Here is a 12,774-nt window from a genome sequence, read left to right as displayed (position 1 = left end):
CATTTACTCATGTTAATAAACCCTAAATCTCTTGCCCGGAAACGGGCAATTTCGTGTCTTTTCTGCAACAGAGCTCCCTCATAGAAGCACCAGAAAGGTTGGGAGAGTGCATTCGATGTTGAAACGAGAAACCGGGCGAGTATCTTCACATCCAGAAGAAGGAGCGCTTCGGGGTGACTTTTTCAAAAGGGGATGGGGACAGGTTGTCCTTCAGCCAAATCAGAATGCCCAGACCCATTTTTAACTTTGACTGGAGGTCAGAAATGAACATCAAGAGCCTTCTCCTTGGCTCCGCTGCAGCTCTGGTTGCAGCTTCCGGCGCTCAGGCTGCCGACGCAATCGTCGCGCCAGAGCCAGAAGCCGTTGAATATGTCCGCGTCTGCGATGCTTACGGCGCCGGCTACTTCTACATCCCAGGCACCGAAACCTGCCTGCGTATCCATGGCTATGTTCGTTACGACGCAACCGGCGGCGATGACGTTTATGCTCGCGGTGGCAAATATTCTTACGATCCGGAAGATGGATATGCTCTGAAGGCTGGCGCCGGCAAAGATCGCGACACTTGGTCCAAGCTTGCTCGATTTGCTCTGAGGGTCTCGACCGCTTCGGAAACCGAACTCGGCACCCTCAAGACCTACTCCGAAATGCGTTTCCAGTGGGCTGACGGTGAAGACTCCGGCTCGACCGGCACCCTGCGCTTCGGCTACATCCAGCTTGGCGGTCTGCGCGTCGGCCTCGATGAATCGGCCTTCGTGACCTTCCCTGGTTACCTCGGCAACGTCATCAACGACGACGTGATCCTCGCTGGCGGCTACCGCACCGGCTTGATCAGCTACACCTTCACCGGCGGGAACGGTTTCTCGGCCATCCTGTCGCTCGAACAGGGCAACAAGGTTGACGTCGACTACAACGGCGTTATCGATGACTACATGCCGCATGTTGTTGGCGGCCTGAAGTATGCTGGCGGTTGGGGCTCTATCACCGGTGTGGCAGCTTACGACGCTCGTAATGAAGAATGGGCTGGTAAAGTTCGCGCAGACGTTAATGTCACCGACCGTTTCTCGGTTTGGGCAATGGGCGGCTACAAGTCGAACGACGACACCTATCTCCATCAGGATGCGACTGGCGGATATGTGCTGGATGGCGGCAGCTCCACGTATCGTGGTATCCGCACAATCAACAGCTTCTACGGCACGTGGGGCGGTGATTGGGCCGTCTGGGCCGGCGCGGCATTCAAGGCTAGCGACAAGGCTACCTTCAACGTGCAGGCAGCTTACGACGACTCCGAAACCTTCGCCGCAACCGCAAACGTTGCATATGAACTGGTTCCAGGCTTCACCATCACGCCAGAAGTTTCCTACACCAAGTGGAACGACAGCAAGTCGGTTCTCAAGGGTGAAGACGCTTGGCAGGGCATGGTCCGCTTCCAGCGCTCGTTCTAATCAGATCGGCGCTTAGGCTAAATGCGCCAACGGGAAACCGTTGGCGCACATTCATTTGAAACGATGCTCACGAATGCGTGAATTTGATCCTTTAGAGATGGGGATTTCGAAAAGGATCGAAAACCGAGGGGAGTGACGGGGGACGACATAAAGCTGGGGGCAAATACGGTCTTTTAGAAAGGTCCGAGCATGTCTCCGCACAAAGTTAGCTCACTTATCTTGTGCTCTGAGAATTATTTCATTAATTGTGCGTCTCATAAAGCTATGGGGGGCGTGCAATGATCGTCGTTGGGGAAACGAAGATCGACATGGGCGACAAGTTTACGCCGGTAGTCGACTACAACTTAAAGTACACATCCAGCAAAAGTCCGAACCACCGGCTTGTCGAACAATTTTCGGTGGCGGAACTGACGGGGAAATACATCAACATCCTGTGGGATGATGGATCACACAAGTATAATGTGAAGTCGTTTCTCGGCGAAATTGACGAGATTCTGAAAGGCGAGCGTTTTTCAGGTTTCGATCAGGAAATGCTTGACTCCGTCATCGGTTCGCTCCGTGAGCGCGGCAACAGCAATGCAACCATCAATAGAAAGATGGCTGCGCTGAGCAAGCTGCTGCGAAAGGCGCACAAGATGGGAGATATCTTCAATTTACCGGAGTTCGTCCGGCAGAAAGAGCGAGTCGGTCGCATTCGATTCCTTGAATATGAGGAAGAGAAGCGCCTGTTCGCCGCGATCAAATCGCGCTGCGAAGATAGCTACCGGCTTTCCCTGTTCCTTGTCGACACGGGTTGCCGTCTCGGTGAAGCAATCGGCGTTACCTGGAACGATGTTCAGGATCAGCGGGTTACCTTCTGGCTCACCAAGTCGAATCGTAGTCGCACTGTCCCCCTCACCCGGCGTGCACGAAAAGCAGCACATATCCCGCATGAGAAGCTCAAAGGCCCCTTCTCGATGCTCAATCAGGTCCGGTTCCGCCAGATCTGGAATGAGGCAAAGATGGAGGTTGGGCTGGGCACCGACGATCAGGTCGTTCCGCATATTCTGCGTCATACCTGTGCATCCCGTCTGGTCCGGGGCGGGATCGATATCCGTCGCGTTCAGATGTGGCTGGGGCACCAGACCCTCCAGATGACCATGCGTTATGCGCATTTGGCGACACATGATCTCGATTCATGCGTGAAAGTGCTTGAAGTCCACTGAAACACCTTGGAAAGCTGCGAAACGGTTTTCAGAAGATGTGAGACGGCAATCGGCTGGAATTCATTCCGTCGAACTGATCAAAATGCGTCCGGTGCGACTTCAACATTGTCGGGGATTTGACGGCCAACTGGGTTGGTATGGCAATGATAGTGGCGATGCCCATATTCGGACCTGCGCCCAGATCATTCAGTTTGGGTGGATCTGGAGTTCAACTTAGTCGAACGACTGCCAGCCTGATCGTTGCTTGATTATTCAGTCGATGCAGAATCATTGTGATGGCACCGGCCAATACAAGTTGCTATGCCTTTCTCATCAGGACAGGCGCGGTGACTGACAGCATTATCAGTCACTCGACTTGTCCGCATTTACAGGACCGAGAATCGACTGGAAATCGTCATGGGATCGCCTCGCCTTACGCCGCTCGTTGCAAACCTGCCGTCTACCGTTCCATTTACAGGTCCCGAGACGCTTGAGTTGCAGCGTGGAAAGCCATTCAAAGCGCGAATCGGCGCGAATGAGAGCAGTTTTGGGCCTGCGCCTTCTGTCCTTGCAGCTATTCAAGCCGAAGCAGGCGAGATTTGGAAGTATGGCGATCCTGAAAATTATGAGTTGCGTCACGCAATTGCGGCACATCACGGCGTAAAGCCCGAAAATATTATGCCGGGAGCCGGCGTGGATGCTTTGCTTGGCCTTGTGGTCAGGCAATATGTTCGGGAAGGCGACAGGGTCATCAACTCGCTTGGTGGCTACCCGACTTTCAACTACCACGTTGCCGGTTACGGCGGCAAACTGGTCACCGTTCCCTATATCGATGACAAGTCCGACCTCGATGGCCTGCTTGATGCGGCGCGCAAGCAAGATGCAGCGATTTTGTATCTCGCCAACCCTGATAACCCGATGGGGACTTGGCATGAGGGTTCGGATATCCAGTCCTTCATCGAGCGTGTGCCGGAAAGCACGCTGCTCATTCTCGACGAAGCCTATTGCGAGACAGGACCTGCATCCGCTTTCCCGCTCTTCGAAACCGACCGCCCGAACGTCCTTCGTATGCGCACCTTCTCCAAAGCCTATGGCCTTGCCGGAATTCGGTTTGGCTATGTTGTGGGCAGTGCCGAAGCCATCAAATCTTTCGATAAGATTCGGGATCATTTCGCGGTGAACCGGCTTGCACAGGCGGCAGCTATAGCTGCCCTCAAGGATCAGGCCTACCTGAACGACGTGGTTGGGAGAATACAGGCCGGGCGGGACCGTATCGCTCAAATCGCCGAGGCCAATGGCCTTTCAGCCATTCCATCCGCCACCAATTTTGTCGCCATCGATTGCGGCAGGGATGGAGCGTTTGCCACGGCAGTTCTAAACGGGCTCATTGCGCGGGACATTTTTGTCCGCAAACCCGGAGCTCCGGTTCTGGATCGCTGCATTCGCGTGAGTGTCGGCGTTGAAGAGCAGCTCGATCTCTTCGAGGCCGCCCTTCCTGCAGCTTTGGAAGATGCCCGCAAGCACGCAGACATTCGCGAAACTGCCTGAACGGTGGAGGTCCAAATTGCAGAAACGATCCGATAGCTGGCCTCAAAATATTCTTTTCAGCACGCTTGCCGGCTTGTGCGGCGCTTTTGCGATTGCCGCTTACGCAGGTGCTGCACACGGAGGAGAGAACCATCTGGGCAACATTGCTCCGCTGCTTCTCGGCCATGCGCCTGCCTTCCTCGCGCTGTCGCTGATTGTACCGGGAAGCCGCGTCGCTTATCTGGGCGGGGCATTGCTCGCTCTCGGCCTCGCCTTGTTCTGCGGCGACCTCTTCATGCGGGACATGACGGGTGACCGGCTTTTTCCGATGGCCGCACCGACCGGTGGATCATTGATGATTCTTGGCTGGCTCGTCGTCGCAGTCGCGACTTGGTTCTCAAGAACCAAATAAAAAGGGGCCGAAAGGCCCCTTCAGCCTGCTGACAAACCCCTGGCTATGCCGGAGGTTTTGTGATTCTCTGGGTCATGTTGAAGAAACCAGCCGCCGAACAGACCGCGCTCGAGATGGTGACGCTCGATCAACTGGTCCCGAAAGATCATCTGCTTCGCAAGATCGACGCGGTGATCGACTTCTCTTTCATCCATGATCGGGTTGCCGGGCTCTACTGCGCCGACAACGGCCGTCCGCCGCTCGATCCGACCTTGATGTTCAAGGCGCTGTTCATCGGCTACCTGTTCGGCGTGCGCTCGGAGCGTCAGCTGGTGCGCGAGATCGAGGTCAATGTCGCCTATCGCTGGTTCCTGCGCCTGAAGCTGAGCGATGCGGTGTTCGACGCCTCGACACTGAGCCAGAACCGGCGGCGGCGCTTTAACGACACCTCGGTCGCCCAGGATATTTTCGACCACATCGTCGAACAGGCAATCCGGCACGGACTGGTCGATGCGACAGTGCTTTATACCGACAGCACGCATCTGAAGGCCAATGCCAACAAGGGCAAATACGACCTTGAGATGATCGCCAGATCCCGGGCCGACTATTGGGCCGATCTTGATCGGGCCATTGATGCGGAACGGGCACTGCACGGCCAGAAACCGATGACGGACAAGCCGCGCGAGCAGGAGGCGAAGGAAACCAAGGTCAGCCGCACCGATCCGGAAAGCGGCTATATGGTGCGCGACGGCAAGCCGAAGGGCTTCTACTATCTCGACCACCGCACGGTGGATGGAAAGCTGGCCATCATCACCGATATCCATGTCACGCCGGTCAATGTGCATGACAGTCGCGTTTATCTCGACCGTCTGGATCGGCAACGCCGGCGCTTTGACTTCGAGGTTGGCGCGGTCGGGCTGGATGCCGGCTATGCGACAGCGGCCATCGCCCAGGGTTTGGAAGATCGCCATATCCTCGGCGTTACCGGCTACCGCACTCCAACGCCACCCAGGGATGGCATGATGCGCAAGTCGAGGTTCGCATTCGAAGCGGATGCCGATGGCTATCGCTGCCCCGAGGGCCAATTGCTCTCCTATGCCACGACCGACCGCAACGGTTACAAGCATTATGTATCTGATCCGGCCATCTGCCGGACCTGCCCGCTGCTCGCATCCTGCACGTCCAACGCCAAGGCCATCCGTACCATCACCCGCCATGTCTGGCAGGACGCCCGCGAACGCACTGACGCCCACCGGCTTACAGCGTGGGGAAAAGCGATCTACAAGCGGCGCAAGGAAACGGTGGAACGCTCCTTTGCCGACGCCAAGCAGCTGCACGGCCACCGCTATGCCCGCTTTCGAGGCCTTGTCCGCGTCGCCTGCCAATGCCTGCTGCAAGCCGCCGCACAGAACATCAAGAAGATCGCCATGGTGCTGACAAAGACGCCAAAGGCAGCCAGCGCATGAGCGGCTGCAGCCGTTTGCAACTCCTTGCGAAGGCAGTCACAAATGCGACCCCCTCCCAAAAACAAAACCCGCCGAAAAATATGGCGGGTTTGTCAGCAGTCTGAAGGGGCCGAAAGGCCCCTTCTCGTTCTCATGCGCCGAATAAATCAGGAGTTACCCTTCAGGCGCGCATTGCAGAGGCTGTAATAACCGCCGCCCTTCTGCACCCACTTCAGGCCACCCAGCGCATTGGCGTCCTTCAAAGCGTGGTACTGTTCGAGGCAGGTGTGCATACGAGCCTTGCCAGCGGATTCACTGGAAAACTTCGCCGATACGGCGGTCGGGAACTTTACGCCCTTCGGCGCGGCAACCGTCGGCGCCGCAGGTTCGGAATTACCGTCCGTGCTGAGCGCAACCGGATCGGCGCCCGGGCCGCACTCGGCCTTGCGGAAATCGTTCCACTTCGCGCCATTGTCCGTGCCGGCATCCTTCGCCGCCTGATACTTGGCACTGCACTGCTTCATCGTCAGGCCCTTGGCGCTATCGTCTGCTGCAGGTGCAGCGGCGGCCTTTTTGGCTGGAGCAGCAGCGGCGGGCGCAGCCGGAGCTGCGGCGGCATCCGCGTCGTCACCGCACTGAGCCTTGCGGAAATCGTTCCACTTCATGTTGCCAAGCGTACCGGCATCCTTCGCCGATTGATACTTTGCGCTACATTCCTTCATCGTCAGCGCATTGGCAGGCGAAGAAAAAGCGAATGCGGCGGCACTCATGATAATGGCTGTGCCGGACATAGCTGTGATGGATCGAATAGACATCTTGTCACTCCTGTCGAATGCAGCTCTTGCAATCACCCGGCATGTTTCATGCCTTGCGATCTTGCTAATATAGAAAAACGGCAGACGTCATCGTTGCTCTGACCCGTTCCGCTTATACGTCAACATTGCGCCTCGCAAAGTTGACTGTCAATCATCTTGGCAATATTACCCTCAACTCCAATACAAATTTTCTAACGGACTTTCTTTGCTCGTTATGGTCATGCGGGTGCCATGAAGTAAAATTACAGTACTTCGCTCCTCATGTCCGATTTTTATTCGAACAGAGCTAAAATCCGGGAACGAGACAGGTGATGAAGCGGATCATGATCATTGGCGGCGCCGGTTCCGGAAAATCAAGCCTTGCGCGTGTGCTCGGCGACATTACCGGCTTACCGGTCGTTCATATCGATACCCTCTATTGGCAGCCCGGCTGGGTGATGCGGCCGCGTGACGAGATCGGTCGCCTCACCATCGAAGCGGCAGATCGGGATGCATGGATATTCGAGGGAAATCATAGCGAAACTATGAATTATCGAGCCTCACGAGCGGATATGCTCATTTTTCTCGATATATCGACCGGACGGCGGCTATGGCGGGTCGTGAAAAGGACGCTAAGGCATTATGGCCGCTCCCGTCCGGATATGGCGAAAGGCTGCGTGGAGCGTTTCGACTGGGACTTCCTGAAATGGGTGGCGGGCTATCGCAAGAACGGTCGCATTCGTGCGCTCGCCTTTCTGGACAAGGCGCCCCCGCACCTCATCAAGCACCATTTGCGCAGCCCCCGTGAAGTGGAACGTTTTCTGTCGCTGGTGAAGCGCGAAATAAAATAAAACAAACGCACCCTCCGATAGCGACAAATCCACAAAGTCGACCGCGAAATAACAATATTTCAAGCAGTGCGAAGGGCCGAGGCGACTGTTATATTTGGCCGTCTCCCAAGACTTTACGCTGCGTGCCGCGGCCTCGCCATCTGCACAGCGCGAATGCATGACACACCGGATTTCTTTCCGGCACCGTAATCTTTTTGCCGGCTTGCCGGCTTCTCGCTGTTCTGGAGTTTACCCGTGGCCGATATCGCTGATAACGCCGCCCCGCTCATCGATGCGTCAAAATCCGCCGCGCCGGATCGTCACCGTCTCTATGAAGATGCGATGGCGATGCTGATCGGCACATCCTTCATCGCGCTCGGCATTACACTTTACAGCCAGGCCACGCTGATGACCGGGAGCACCGCCGGTATTGCACTGCTCATCCAGTATGCGACGGGCGCAGAATTCGGATTGCTTTATTTCCTGATCAATCTGCCGTTCTATTATTTCGCCGTGCGGCGGATGGGCTGGGCGTTCACTATCAGAACTTTCGTCGCGGTGGCGATGATGTCGGGCTTTGCCCGGTTGATGCCGCTCAGCGTCGATTTCTCAAGCGTCCATCCGCTTTTCGCGGCACTCATGGGCGGCACGCTTATTGGCATGGGCGTGCTGGCGCTCTTCCGGCATCGTTCCGGCGTCGGCGGCGTCAACATTCTGGCGCTCTATCTGCAGGATACTTATGGGATAAGAGCAGGCTGGTTTCAGCTCGGCCTCGATGGCGTGATCATGCTGGCATCGCTGTTCTTTATTCCGTGGGAAAACATGGTGCTTTCGCTGCTTGGCACCATTGCGATGAACCTCATTATCGCGATCAACCACAAGCCCGGTAGATATCTCGGCATAAGCTGAACAACAAAAAGCCGCCCGAAAGGCGGCTTTTTGTTACGAAAGATACTCGTCAGTGGGTGGTCATCCACTCGCGCGCGCCACGCAGGGCTGCAGCCAGTTCGCCCTTGCTCATAGTAGCCGCTACCTGATTGCGCATGCGGGCGGCTTTTTCGCTACCGCGGATGGCGGCGATATTCAGCCACTTGTGGGCTTCCACAACGTCGATCTCGCAATCACGGCCGATAGCGTATTTCATGCCCATTTCCAGAAGAATGCGATCCTGTGCAACTGCGCTGTTCTTATTCGTAAAGCCCTGAAACTGTGCCATTTTCTTTGTCCCTGTTAAATCCCGAGAACCGTCCGGTCTTTATTTTCAAAGCTCGATTTCATTGCTTTGAAACTGCCGTCTCTGTCGTTCCGTTCATGCTCTCAAATCTACGGGAAAGGGTTGAAATGCACGTTAAATCGGATGCTTAACGAGCAACCAACAAAATCCGAACAAGGGGTAAACTTGGGATTTTGTTAAACATGCAAGTGCCGCCGATTGCTGGATTTTTGCAAAAATTCGATTCAAATGCTCTTCGTCGAACGAAACCAGTTGCTAACTATAGACAACATTCAAACGCAGCCATCCGTATAGAAGCAGGCTGTTTCACGGATGATTTGCAGGCGCAACTATCCTCTTCCGCTCGGTCAAAAACTATATTACGTTTACGTTTGCGTAAGTTTGGCAGGTGGTCGAGGAGGCTTCTGTTTCAAACCTCAGAGCGCAGAACAGCGGTTTCATCGCTGCAACCGGCAATGCCGGGCCAGCAGCGACTTGGGAGGAACGAATGATCCGCACATTTATTCTTGGAATGACGCTTGCAGCCACTTTTGCCGCTCCTGCCCTTGCCGAGGAAGGAATTGTCGGCACGTGGAAACGCCCCAACGGTACGATCATCAGCTATGCATCCTGCGGCGCCAACAAGTTTTGCGGTACTGTGCAGACGGGCGAGTACAAGGGCAAGTCCATCGGCACGATGTCCGGCACCGGGGGCAGCTACAAGGGTGAAGTCAACAAGCTCGACGAAGGCAAGACCTATACCGGCAAGGCCAGTGTCAAAGGTAACACGCTCTCACTTTCCGGCTGCGTGATGGGCGGCCTGATCTGCAAGAGCGAGAGCCTCACGCGCCAATAATGGCGGCATCGGAATCGAAAAGGGCGGCCCGGGGCCGCCCTTTCTATGTTCGCCTCAGCGTGCCTTCTGGCCGAAGAGAATTTTCTGGGCTTCCTTGTCGGTTGCCAGATTGGATTTCTCCCGCTCCTCTTTTCCCACAAGCAGGCCGCGCTGCACTGCGGGACGAGCGTTCATCGTCTCATGCCAGCGCTTCAGGTTCGGGAAATCATCAAGGTTCTGGTCATAGTTCTTGTAGGCGTTGATCCAGCCTATCGAGGCCATGTCGGCAATCGAATATTCGCCCGCGATATATTCCTTGCCTTCCAGCTGCCTGTTCAGCACACCATAGAGGCGATTGACTTCGTTGGTATAGCGGTCGATCCCGTACTGAACTTTTTCCGGCGCGTAGATACGGAAATGCCCCGCCTGCCCCGACATCGGGCCAAGGCCGCCCATCTGCCACATCAGCCATTCATCGACGGCCACGCGCTTGCGCTCGTCAGTGGGATAGAACTTGCCGAATTTGCGCCCGAGATATTGCAGGATTGCACCGGACTCGAAAACCGAAATCGGTTCGCCGCCCGGACCTTCGGGGTCGATGATTGCGGGCATGCGATTGTTCGGGGCAATCTTCAAAAAGTCGGGCTGAAACTGATCGCCCTTGCCGATGTTGACATACTTAACCTCATAGGGAACGCCCAATTCTTCCAGCATGATGCTGATCTTGAAGCCATTCGGCGTGGGCCAGTAGTACAATTCGATGGGCTTGGTCTGTTGGGCCATGGGCTCTCTCCCGCTGATCCTGAAGTTGCGCGGGACACGGTCCCGCATTCCAATGATGGGAAACATAAGACCCTTTCGAACAGGCACAAGAGCCCTGTGCCGCAATAAACGGAACATCAATATTTTTGAACGCCGCATGAACGACGCTCTCAGGGGCGGTTCAGGCGCGGTCGCTAAATTGGCAAGGGAGAACGGAAATCTGAACGGCTTTGGGGTCAGTGGTATGCTTCGTCGTTTAACAATTGTCTGCCTGATGATCGCTGGCTTTGCGGCTGTCGCCAGCATTTTCGTCGGCCAGCGATACAATGTGTATCGGGACCAGCCGGTGATCTGGCCTGTCGCCGCATTCGCCCAGAAGCACGCCGGAGAACGGCAATGAGGCGAACCCAGGTCATCGCCGCAATCGCGCTTCGTGTTTTCCTTTTCAACGCCATTTTCACGGGTCCGGCAGCCACTTTCGCCTATACGCAGATCGGTCAGCATTCCCAGATGAGCGGCATCGGCCTCGTACTTTACGTCAGCCTGCAGCGCGCCGCATAAACTGGGTCATGTCATGGTCATAGACTTTGCTATACTGGCGTCCTGATTCTGAAATTTGCATTGGGCTGATATATCCAGCGAGATGCAAATTTCAGAAGCAAAGGGACACTAGCAGCGTGGTTTCCTAGTGTCGTTTCGATCTCGAAGTTCGGTTGCGACTACGATATCGAAACACAGGCGAACTTCGAGATCACGACACCAGGCCATGACACAGCGAATCGAACATCCATTTCTGACCGAGATCAAAACACCGCCGACGATTGACCCGGAGGTTTTCACCGATGCCGGTGCGGCGGTTGCCGCCCTGCAGAAACTCTATGATCGCAACACGGCCTTCCTGCGCGACGCGTTCGAGAAGGTTGCGCGCGGCGAGGTCCCGGCGCAGCGTTACCGCGCCTATTATCCGGAAATATGTCTGTCCACGTCCAGCTTCGCGCATGTGGATTCGCGGCTGGCTTATGGGCACGTCTCGACGCCGGGCGATTATTCCGCAAACATCACGCGCCCCGATCTGTTCGACCATTACCTGAACGAGCAGATTCGCCTTCTGATGCGCAATCACGGTGTGACCGTGACGGTGAAGGAATCCTCGACGCCAATCCCGATCCATTTCGCCTTCAAGGAAGGCACCTATGTCGAGGCATCTGTCGCGAGCGCCTTCACGCATCCGCTGCGTGATCTGTTCGACGTACCCGATCTGGCTGCAACGGATGACAAGATCGTCAATGCTGACTTCGAGCCCGCACCGGGCGAACCGATGCCGCTTGCGCCATTCACCGCCCAGCGCGTCGATTATTCGCTGCATCGGCTGGCGCATTATACGGCGACAAGTCCCGCGCATTTCCAGAACTTCGTGCTTTTCACCAACTACCAGTTCTATATGGACGAGTTCTGCGCCTATGCCCGCGAATTGATGGCAGAAGGCGGCGGCGGTTACGAACGCTTCGTGGAGCCGGGCAACATCGTCACGCTGGCGGGAGAAACCGCGCCCAGCAACGGCAACCCGCTCCAGCGCCTGCCCCAGATGCCCGCTTATCACCTGCAGCGGGCAGACCATTCGGGTATCACAATGGTCAATATTGGTGTCGGCCCGTCCAATGCCAAAACCATTACCGACCATATCGCGGTGCTTCGCCCGCATGCCTGGCTGATGCTTGGTCACTGCGCGGGACTGCGCAACAGCCAGCAGCTCGGCGACTATGTTCTGGCGCACGCCTACATGCGTGAAGACCATGTACTGGACGATGACCTCCCGGTCTGGGTGCCTTTGCCGGCGCTTGCGGAAATTCAGGTCGCACTTGAAGAAGCCGTCGAGGAAATCACCGGCCTGCAAGGCTATGACCTCAAACAGATCATGCGCACCGGTACGGTCGCGACGATCGACAATCGCAACTGGGAACTGCGCGACCAGCGCGGCCCGGTACAGCGCCTTTCGCAAGCGCGCGCGGTCGCACTCGATATGGAGTCTGCCACGATTGCCGCGAACGGGTTCCGCTTCCGCGTGCCTTACGGCACCCTGCTTTGTGTTTCCGACAAGCCATTGCATGGCGAATTGAAACTGCCGGGCATGGCGACCGAATTCTACAAGCGTCAAGTGGCGCAGCATCTGCGCATCGGCATCCGGGCGATGGAAAAGATTGCGGCCATGCCGGATGAGCGGCTGCACTCCCGCAAGCTCCGCAGCTTCTATGAGACGGCTTTCCAGTGAGGCAGGGAATAGGTGAGTAAGGCAACAGGGCAGTAGGGCAGTATGTGAGTTAGCGCTCTTAACATACTGCCTTATTCCCCTA

The 12,774-nt window shown here is 56.1% G+C and carries 14 protein-coding genes; 11 read left to right on the top strand and 3 right to left on the bottom strand.

Features of this window, described 5'->3' with window-relative positions; translation table 11 throughout:
- The first annotated feature begins 263 nt into the window (after positions 1-263).
- From ABWW28_RS16240 to ABWW28_RS16220, 5 genes are all read left to right on the top strand, one after another.
- On the top strand, positions 264-1,442 hold the full coding sequence (locus tag ABWW28_RS16240) for a porin (protein WP_259697946.1): 1,179 nt from the start codon (positions 264-266) through the stop codon (positions 1,440-1,442).
- A gap of 278 nt (positions 1,443-1,720) precedes the next feature.
- Positions 1,721-2,647 (top strand): tyrosine-type recombinase/integrase, encoded by a 927-nt coding sequence (locus ABWW28_RS16235; RefSeq protein WP_121982496.1) that lies wholly within the window; start codon positions 1,721-1,723, stop codon positions 2,645-2,647.
- 396 nt (positions 2,648-3,043) lie between these two features.
- Entirely contained in the window at positions 3,044-4,174 is a 1,131-nt protein-coding gene (locus ABWW28_RS16230) for a pyridoxal phosphate-dependent aminotransferase (RefSeq protein WP_353391440.1), read from the top strand.
- Positions 4,175-4,190: 16 nt separating this feature from the next.
- The gene (locus tag ABWW28_RS16225) at positions 4,191-4,565 is read left to right on the top strand and encodes a DUF423 domain-containing protein (RefSeq protein ID WP_121982494.1); all 375 of its coding nucleotides are present in this window, start codon (positions 4,191-4,193) and stop codon (positions 4,563-4,565) included.
- A 74-nt stretch (positions 4,566-4,639) separates the two neighbouring features.
- Positions 4,640-6,010 carry an IS1182 family transposase gene (locus ABWW28_RS16220; protein ID WP_353391587.1) on the top strand — a complete coding sequence of 457 codons (1,371 nt, stop codon included), beginning with the start codon at positions 4,640-4,642 and terminating at the stop codon, positions 6,008-6,010.
- Between the two features lie 146 nt (positions 6,011-6,156).
- Here the strand turns inward: ABWW28_RS16220 and ABWW28_RS16215 are convergent, their stop codons facing one another.
- Positions 6,157-6,804 carry an antifreeze protein gene (locus ABWW28_RS16215; protein WP_353391437.1) on the bottom strand — a complete coding sequence of 216 codons (648 nt, stop codon included), beginning with the start codon at positions 6,802-6,804 and terminating at the stop codon, positions 6,157-6,159.
- Positions 6,805-7,115: 311 nt separating this feature from the next.
- Here ABWW28_RS16215 and ABWW28_RS16210 point away from each other — a divergent pair, with 311 nt between their 5' ends.
- Positions 7,116-7,634 carry a P-loop NTPase family protein gene (locus ABWW28_RS16210; protein WP_266020149.1) on the top strand — a complete coding sequence of 173 codons (519 nt, stop codon included), beginning with the start codon at positions 7,116-7,118 and terminating at the stop codon, positions 7,632-7,634.
- A 234-nt stretch (positions 7,635-7,868) separates the two neighbouring features.
- On the top strand, positions 7,869-8,522 hold the full coding sequence (locus tag ABWW28_RS16205) for a YitT family protein (protein WP_353391435.1): 654 nt from the start codon (positions 7,869-7,871) through the stop codon (positions 8,520-8,522).
- Positions 8,523-8,571: 49 nt separating this feature from the next.
- Here ABWW28_RS16205 and ABWW28_RS16200 read toward each other — a convergent pair whose 3' ends face one another.
- Positions 8,572-8,829 (bottom strand): sel1 repeat family protein, encoded by a 258-nt coding sequence (locus tag ABWW28_RS16200; protein ID WP_353391433.1) that lies wholly within the window; start codon positions 8,827-8,829, stop codon positions 8,572-8,574.
- A 505-nt stretch (positions 8,830-9,334) separates the two neighbouring features.
- On the opposite strand from ABWW28_RS16200, the gene ABWW28_RS16195 reads away from it, so the two are divergent.
- Positions 9,335-9,682 (top strand): DUF2147 domain-containing protein, encoded by a 348-nt coding sequence (locus tag ABWW28_RS16195; protein WP_006472674.1) that lies wholly within the window; start codon positions 9,335-9,337, stop codon positions 9,680-9,682.
- 54 nt (positions 9,683-9,736) lie between these two features.
- On the opposite strand, the gene ABWW28_RS16190 is transcribed toward ABWW28_RS16195, so the two are convergent.
- Positions 9,737-10,444 (bottom strand): glutathione binding-like protein, encoded by a 708-nt coding sequence (locus ABWW28_RS16190; RefSeq protein ID WP_021587888.1) that lies wholly within the window; start codon positions 10,442-10,444, stop codon positions 9,737-9,739.
- 136 nt (positions 10,445-10,580) lie between these two features.
- Between ABWW28_RS16190 and ABWW28_RS16185 the strand changes: the two genes are divergently transcribed.
- The 3 genes from ABWW28_RS16185 to ABWW28_RS16175 all read left to right on the top strand — a co-directional run bounded on the left by ABWW28_RS16185 (position 10,581) and on the right by ABWW28_RS16175 (position 12,692).
- A complete protein-coding gene (locus tag ABWW28_RS16185; RefSeq protein ID WP_353391595.1) occupies positions 10,581-10,823 on the top strand; it encodes a hypothetical protein in 243 nt (80 codons plus the stop codon).
- Positions 10,820-10,984, top strand: coding sequence for a hypothetical protein (locus tag ABWW28_RS16180; RefSeq protein WP_353391431.1), 165 nt, complete (start codon positions 10,820-10,822; stop codon positions 10,982-10,984). The genes ABWW28_RS16185 and ABWW28_RS16180 overlap by 4 nt, the downstream gene beginning before the upstream one ends.
- 205 nt (positions 10,985-11,189) lie before the next feature.
- The gene (locus ABWW28_RS16175) at positions 11,190-12,692 is read left to right on the top strand and encodes an AMP nucleosidase (protein ID WP_021587890.1); all 1,503 of its coding nucleotides are present in this window, start codon (positions 11,190-11,192) and stop codon (positions 12,690-12,692) included.
- Positions 12,693-12,774 lie beyond the last annotated feature (82 nt).

The organism is Brucella sp. NBRC 14130, assembly GCF_040371715.1.
Taxonomy (GTDB): Bacteria; Pseudomonadota; Alphaproteobacteria; order Rhizobiales; family Rhizobiaceae; genus Brucella; species Brucella intermedia.
The sequence above is the reverse complement of the archived record's forward strand: the minus strand, read 5'-3'. Positions and strand labels throughout refer to the sequence as shown.

What these genes read in the sequence shown, in the direction of transcription:
- ABWW28_RS16200 (WP_353391433.1), bottom strand. Translation starts at nt 8,829, where the DNA reads ATGGCACAGTTTCAGGGCTTTACGAATAAGAACAGCGCAGTTGCACAG.
- ABWW28_RS16175 (WP_021587890.1), top strand. Translation starts at nt 11,190, where the DNA reads ATGACACAGCGAATCGAACATCCATTTCTGACCGAGATCAAAACACCG.
- ABWW28_RS16180 (WP_353391431.1), top strand. Translation starts at nt 10,820, where the DNA reads ATGAGGCGAACCCAGGTCATCGCCGCAATCGCGCTTCGTGTTTTCCTT.
- ABWW28_RS16220 (WP_353391587.1), top strand. Translation starts at nt 4,640, where the DNA reads ATGTTGAAGAAACCAGCCGCCGAACAGACCGCGCTCGAGATGGTGACG.
- ABWW28_RS16190 (WP_021587888.1), bottom strand. Translation starts at nt 10,444, where the DNA reads ATGGCCCAACAGACCAAGCCCATCGAATTGTACTACTGGCCCACGCCG.
- ABWW28_RS16235 (WP_121982496.1), top strand. Translation starts at nt 1,721, where the DNA reads ATGATCGTCGTTGGGGAAACGAAGATCGACATGGGCGACAAGTTTACG.
- ABWW28_RS16195 (WP_006472674.1), top strand. Translation starts at nt 9,335, where the DNA reads ATGATCCGCACATTTATTCTTGGAATGACGCTTGCAGCCACTTTTGCC.
- ABWW28_RS16230 (WP_353391440.1), top strand. Translation starts at nt 3,044, where the DNA reads ATGGGATCGCCTCGCCTTACGCCGCTCGTTGCAAACCTGCCGTCTACC.
- ABWW28_RS16215 (WP_353391437.1), bottom strand. Translation starts at nt 6,804, where the DNA reads ATGTCTATTCGATCCATCACAGCTATGTCCGGCACAGCCATTATCATG.
- ABWW28_RS16210 (WP_266020149.1), top strand. Translation starts at nt 7,116, where the DNA reads ATGAAGCGGATCATGATCATTGGCGGCGCCGGTTCCGGAAAATCAAGC.
- ABWW28_RS16240 (WP_259697946.1), top strand. Translation starts at nt 264, where the DNA reads ATGAACATCAAGAGCCTTCTCCTTGGCTCCGCTGCAGCTCTGGTTGCA.
- ABWW28_RS16185 (WP_353391595.1), top strand. Translation starts at nt 10,581, where the DNA reads ATGAACGACGCTCTCAGGGGCGGTTCAGGCGCGGTCGCTAAATTGGCA.